Consider the following 5,564-nt stretch of genomic DNA (forward strand, 5'->3'; position numbering starts at 1 on the left):
GTGCGGGCGGGCGGGGCGCGCTGTGTCACGGTGAAGGCGGACACCTCGGTGGAGGCCGAAGTGGACCGGCTGTTCGAGACGGCGGCGGACCGGCTCGGACCGGTGACCGGGCTGGTCAACAACGCCGGGGTGACGGGCCCGTTCGGGAGGCTGGCGGACACGGACACGGAGGTGCTGCGGCGGGTGGTGGAGGTCAACCTCCTCGGCGTGCTGCTGTGTTCGCGGCGGGCGGCCAAGGAGATGGCGGCCTGGGGGAGCGGTGCCATCGTCAACGTGTCCTCTGCGGCGGCCACGCTGGGCAGTCCCGGTGAGTACGTCCACTACGCGGCGACCAAGGCGGCGGTCGACACGCTGACCATGGGGCTGGCGAAGGAACTCGGGCCGGACGGCATCCGGGTCTACGCGGTCGCGCCCGGGGTGATCGACACAGAGATCCATGCACGGATGGGCGACCCCGATCGTGCCGACCGGATCGCGGCGTCCGTGCCGCTGCGCCGCCCCGGTCGCGCCGACGAGATCGCCTCGGCCATCGCCTGGCTCCTCTCTCCGGAGGCCTCGTACACGACGGGGGCGGTGCTGCGGGTGTCCGGGGGCCGGTGAGGTGAGTGGGGGTGTCGTCGGCGGCCGGGTGCGGGTTGTTCCCTGGTTGCTCGCGCAGTTCCCCGCGCCCCTGAGGGGGCGCTCAGTGGGCCGGTGAGTGAACGGCCTCCCTGTCGGCGATCAGCCTCTCAAAAGCGGTCGGTCTGGGTCGGTCGGGCAGGAACTCCCTGATGCGGGCGGCGCATTGGAGGGGGTCCGACCGGCTGGTGTCGCACTCGACGTCGTAGACGCCGTGGGCGTGCACCTGCTCCAACTGCCGCACCGCGAGCCCCGGCGGCCGGTCCCCCCGCTCCCGCTCGCGTCGTCGGAGCTCGCCCGGGTCGCAGTGCACACCGACGAAGACGACGTCATGGGGCACGAACAGGTCGAGACAGTCCCGCAGTCGCCACTCCGCGCTCAGGACGTGGTCCATGACCACGTTGTTGCCCGCGGCGGCCATGCCGGCGACCGCGCGGTGGTAGCCCCGCCAGGTGCGGTGCAGGACGGTGGTGAGCTGGTCGGGCGGCATCTCCTGGCGGGTCCGCATGGCGTGGAACGCGTCGACGGGCATGTGGAAGTACGGCTCGTCGAGGATGCGGAGCAGCTCCCTCGCGATGGTCGACTTGCCTGAACTGGACGTGCCGTTCAGGAAGATGATCGATCCGTTGGGTGTGCCGTCCTCGGGGGTCCCGGTCACGCGGCCTCGATCACGTCTGCCCGGATCGCCGCCGCCCATTCCACGACCAGCAGTTCGTACTCCGCCCGCTCCTGCGCCGACAGCGACGCGCCCGCGTGGCGCCACAGGGCTCTGATCCGGTCGTTCAGGTCGTCGGCGGACCGCACGGAACCACGGGCGGGGGAATCGGGGGACATGCGGACAAGACTAGGCGCCCGGACTGACAGTGCGCTACTGGACGGCTACGGATGCCGTATGTGGTTGGTCACGGAAGGGAGTTGGGGAGGGACGGGCCTTCGGGGCGGGCCCGGTCAGTGGCCCGACTCGCCCGCGTGCGGGCTCAGCACGCCCATGGAGACCAGGACGACGATGACGATGCCGAGGGCGATGCGGTACCAGACGAACGGCATGAAGCTCTTGGTGGAGATGAACTTCATGAACCAGGCGATGACCGCGTAGCCGACGAAGAAGGCGATGACCGTGGCGAAGATCGTCGGACCCCAGGAGACATGGCCGCCCTCCATCGCGTCCTTGAGCTCGTAGCCGCCCGAGGCGATCACGGCCGGGATGGCGAGGAGGAAGGAGTAGCGGGCCGCGGCCTCGCGCTTGTAGCCCATGAGGAGGCCACCGCTGATGGTGGCGCCGGAGCGGGAGACGCCGGGGATCAGGGCCATGGCCTGGCAGAGACCGAAGATCAGGCCGTCCTTGACGCTGAGCTGTTCGAGGCTCTTGCGCTCCTTCGCCGCGCGGTGCTTGCCGCCGGTCTCGTCGCGCGCGGCGAGCCGGTCGGCGACGCCCAGGACGATGCCCATCACGATCAGCATGGTCGCCGTGAGGCGCAGATCACGGAACGGGCCCTCGATCTGGTCCTTGAGGGTCACCCCGAGGACACCGATCGGGATGGAGCCCACGATCACCAGCCAGCCCATCTGGGCGTCGTGGTCGCCGCGCATCTCCTTGTTGAACAAGGAGCGGGACCACGCCGAGATGATGTTGGCGATGTCCTTGCGGAAATAGATGAGCACCGCGGCCTCGGTGCCGATCTGCGTGATCGCGGTGAAGGCCGCGCCCGGGTCCTCCCAGCCGGAGAAGGCTGCCGTCAGGCGCAGGTGCGCGCTGGAGGAGATGGGGAGGAATTCGGTCAGCCCCTGGACGAGTCCGAGGATGAGGGATTCAAACCAAGACATGAAGTTACGTGGTCCAAGCGCTGATCGTGGAGGGCCGACGGAAGACGTGCCGCGCCGCGGGGCGGGTGATCACAGGTACTGGGGGGCAGCCTAGCGCCCCTTGGTGACAGGGCTGCCACAGGGGTTTGGCAGGGCAGGGCGGGGTCTGCGGGGGACGGGTGGAGCGCGGGCGTTCCGAGGCGTGGAACGGCCGGATCCGCGGTGTTGACCAGTCACTATGTCCGCACATACTTTGCTGACGAGGGAAAGCGCTTGCCGTGCGAGGGTCGCCGTTTCGCCGGAACCCCCGCCACCAGGCGCCCGCCGCCGTCCGCTGTCACGTTCGATGGAGTGCTGATCACGTCCATGCCCACACCCAGCAACGACCCGAGCCCGACTCCGGACCAGCGACCCGACCGCCCCCCGGCCCCGTTGTCCGGCCGCCGCGTCCGGGCCGCGATCGTCGGCATCGGCGCTATCGGCGGCGGCTCCCATCTGCCCGCGCTCGAGCGCCTCGCTGAGGAGGGTGAGACCGAGGTCGTCGCCGCCGTCGACATCGATGCCGAGGCGGTGGCCAAGTTCTGCGAGGCGCACGGCATCCCGCACGGCTACACCGATCTGGACCGCATGCTGGCGGAGCAACGGCCCGACCTGGTCAGCATCTGCACCCCGCCGACCCTGCACCGCGACCAGACGATCGCCGCGCTGCGGACCGGCGCCTGGGTGTGGTGCGAGAAGCCGCCGGTGCCGACGCTCGCCGACTTCGACGCGGTCGAGGCCGAGGAGGGCGCGGAGACCGGGGGGCCGTACGCCTCGATCGTCTTCCAGCACCGTTTCGGTTCCGGCGCGCGGCACGTCCGCGAGCTGCTCGCCGAGGGGAGCCTCGGCCGTCCGCTGGTCGCGCACTGCCAGACCACCTGGTACCGCGACACCGCTTACTACGCCGTCCCCTGGCGCGGCCGCTGGGCCACCGAGGGTGGCGGGCCCGCCATGGGCCACGGCATCCATCAGATGGACCTGCTGCTCGACCTGCTCGGCCCGTGGAGCGAGGTCCGGGCCATGGCCGGGCGGCTGGTCCACGACGTGGAGACCGAGGACGTCTCCACGGCCCTCGTCCGCTTCGAGAGCGGCGCCCTGGCCACGGTCGTCAACAGCGTCCTCAGCCCCGAGGAGGTCAGCCGCATCCGCATCGACTGTGAGCGCGCCACCGTCGAGCTGACCCATCTGTACGGCCACTCCAACGCGGACTGGTCCGTCACCCCCGCCCCCGGCACCCCCGAGGCGGACGCGGCGGCCTGGCGGGACTTCGGCGCGGACGTGCCCAGCTCGCACCTCGCCCAGCTGCGCGAACTCGTGGCGAGCATGCGCGCGGGCGAACGGCCGCGCAGCAGCGGCGCCGACGGACGGACGAGCCTGGAGCTGATCGCCGCCCTGTACAAGTCGGCCTTCACGGACGCGACCGTACGGCGTGGCGAGATCGGACCCGGGGACCCGTACTACACGGCCATGCACGGAGGTGCCCCCGGCTGGGCACCCGGAACCGTCCGGGTGTCCGCCGACGCGAGCCCCGCCGGTACGAGGACCGTCGGCACCAGCGCCGCCGGCACGAGTGAGGAGATCACCGCATGACCTTCCACGACGGGCTGCGCGTGGTCCACGCACACGGCGACCGGATCACGGTCACCGAACCCACCACGGGCGTCGAGCTGTTGAGCTACGTCTACCGGCCGGAGGCGGACTGGGAGGCCCCGAAGCCGTATCTGCACCCGATCCGGACGCTGGCCGGGGACGTCGTCACCGACTTCCGGCCCAACGACCACCGCTGGCACAAGGGTCTGCAGCTGACGGCCTCGCACCTGTCGGGCCAGAACCTGTGGGGCGGCAACTCGTACGTCCACGGCGAGGGTTATCTGCCGATCCCGGAACGGGTCGGCTCGATGGCGCACGTCGGCTTCGACGCCGTCGAGTCGGACGGCGAACGGGTCGTGATCGCCGAACGGCTGACCTGGCACCCGTACACCGGGGAGCTGTGGGCCGACGAGGAGCGCCGGATCGAGATCCATGACGTGGACACCGAGTCCGGATCCTGGGCGCTGACCTGGACGAGCGCGATCACCAACCGCCGGGACGAGCCGCTGCTGTTCGGCAGCCCGACCACCGCGGGGCGGGAGATGGCCGGCTACACAGGCCTGTTCTGGCGCGGTCCGCGTGCCTTCCGCGACGGACGGATCATCGGGCCCGACGCCGAGGGACCTCGGATGATGGGCGAGCAGGCGCCCTGGCTGGCGTACTCGGGCGAGCACGACGGCACCGACGGCCACGCCACGCTCGTCTTCGCGCACGCCCCAGAGAACGACCACACGGGAGCCGAGGGCGGGCATCCGGCGCACTGGTTCGTCCGCAACGCCCCGTTCGCCGCCGTCGCCCCCTCCTGGGCGTTCTTCGAGGAGCTGGAACTGGCTCCCGGCGAGACGCTCACCCGCCGTTACCGCGTCGTCGTGGCGGACGGTTCCTGGGATCGGGAGGAGATCGCCAAGTACCTGGAGGCGCACCCGTGGTGAGCGGCTACGAGGGACTGCCGGGCGGGGTCGCGCTCTCCCACCTGTCCGTGTACGACTGGCCCGCGGCGGACGGGGTCTGCGGCGGCACCCCCCATATGCACCTGACCTGTTCGGAGGCGTACGTCGTCACCGGCGGGCGTGGCGCCGTGCAGACGTTGACGACCTCGGGGTACGAGGTCACGCCGCTGGCGCCGGGGACGGTCGCCTGGTTCACGCCGGGCACCATCCACCGGCTGGTCAACGAGGACGAGCTGCGTATCACCGTCCTCATGCAGAACAACGGGCTCCCGGAGGCGGGCGACGCGGTCCTCACGCTGCCCCCGCGGTACCTGACCGATCCGGAGACGTACGCCGCTGCCACCCGTATCCCGCTGGACGCGCCGGAGGAGGAGCGGGAGCGGGTCGCGCGGGCCCGGCGGGACCTGGCCCTCGAGGGCTACCGGGCGCTGCGCGACGCGTCCGGGCCCGAGCCGCTCGCCGCGTTCCACCGGGCCGCCGCCGCGCTCGTGCGGCCCCGGCTGGCGGAGTGGCGGGCGAGGTGGGAGCTGTCTCTTATAAACATCTGACGCTGCCGACGAACCC

Annotated in this window: 6 protein-coding genes and 1 pseudogene; 4 read left to right on the forward strand and 3 right to left on the reverse strand. The window is 71.2% G+C overall.

Going from position 1 to position 5,564, the window contains the following annotated elements; genetic code table 11:
• The coding region (locus GWK25_RS17385; protein WP_215451109.1) for an SDR family oxidoreductase at positions 1 to 600 on the forward strand (600 nt) is incomplete at its 5' end.
• An 82-nt stretch (positions 601 to 682) separates the two neighbouring features.
• On the opposite strand, the gene GWK25_RS17390 is transcribed toward GWK25_RS17385, so the two are convergent.
• From GWK25_RS17390 to GWK25_RS17400, 3 genes are all read right to left on the reverse strand, one after another.
• The gene (locus GWK25_RS17390) at positions 683 to 1,276 is read right to left on the reverse strand and encodes an AAA family ATPase (protein WP_308404252.1); all 594 of its coding nucleotides are present in this window, start codon (positions 1,274 to 1,276) and stop codon (positions 683 to 685) included.
• Positions 1,273 to 1,452: a hypothetical protein gene (locus tag GWK25_RS17395; protein ID WP_215451111.1), complete on the reverse strand. Its 180-nt coding sequence runs from the start codon at positions 1,450 to 1,452 to the stop codon at positions 1,273 to 1,275. Before GWK25_RS17395 ends, GWK25_RS17390 begins: the two co-directional genes overlap by 4 nt.
• A gap of 114 nt (positions 1,453 to 1,566) precedes the next feature.
• Positions 1,567 to 2,442 (reverse strand): undecaprenyl-diphosphate phosphatase, encoded by an 876-nt coding sequence (locus tag GWK25_RS17400; protein ID WP_215451112.1) that lies wholly within the window; start codon positions 2,440 to 2,442, stop codon positions 1,567 to 1,569.
• 345 nt (positions 2,443 to 2,787) lie between these two features.
• On the opposite strand from GWK25_RS17400, the gene GWK25_RS17405 reads away from it, so the two are divergent.
• The 3 genes and pseudogenes from GWK25_RS17405 to GWK25_RS17415 form a co-directional block, all read left to right on the forward strand.
• Positions 2,788 to 4,050 (forward strand): Gfo/Idh/MocA family protein, encoded by a 1,263-nt coding sequence (locus tag GWK25_RS17405; RefSeq protein WP_251828895.1) that lies wholly within the window; start codon positions 2,788 to 2,790, stop codon positions 4,048 to 4,050.
• Complete coding sequence (locus GWK25_RS17410) at positions 4,047 to 4,982, forward strand: PmoA family protein (protein ID WP_215451113.1); 936 nt, start codon at positions 4,047 to 4,049, stop codon at positions 4,980 to 4,982. The genes GWK25_RS17405 and GWK25_RS17410 overlap by 4 nt, the downstream gene beginning before the upstream one ends.
• Positions 4,976 to 5,527 (forward strand): annotated as a pseudogene (locus tag GWK25_RS17415) (cupin domain-containing protein); the annotation flags it as partial. The gene GWK25_RS17410 and the pseudogene GWK25_RS17415, both read left to right, overlap by 7 nt.
• Between the last annotated feature and the right edge of the window lie 37 nt (positions 5,528 to 5,564).

The organism is Streptomyces sp. ATCC 21386 (assembly GCF_018728545.1).
Classification (GTDB): Bacteria; Actinomycetota; Actinomycetes; order Streptomycetales; family Streptomycetaceae; genus Streptomyces.

Bases quoted from the DNA above. Each gene is read 5' to 3' on its own strand.
- GWK25_RS17400 (WP_215451112.1), bottom strand. From the start codon at position 2,442: ATGTCTTGGTTTGAATCCCTCATCCTCGGACTCGTCCAGGGGCTGACC.
- GWK25_RS17410 (WP_215451113.1), top strand. From the start codon at position 4,047: ATGACCTTCCACGACGGGCTGCGCGTGGTCCACGCACACGGCGACCGG.
- GWK25_RS17405 (WP_251828895.1), top strand. From the start codon at position 2,788: ATGCCCACACCCAGCAACGACCCGAGCCCGACTCCGGACCAGCGACCC.
- GWK25_RS17395 (WP_215451111.1), bottom strand. From the start codon at position 1,452: ATGTCCCCCGATTCCCCCGCCCGTGGTTCCGTGCGGTCCGCCGACGAC.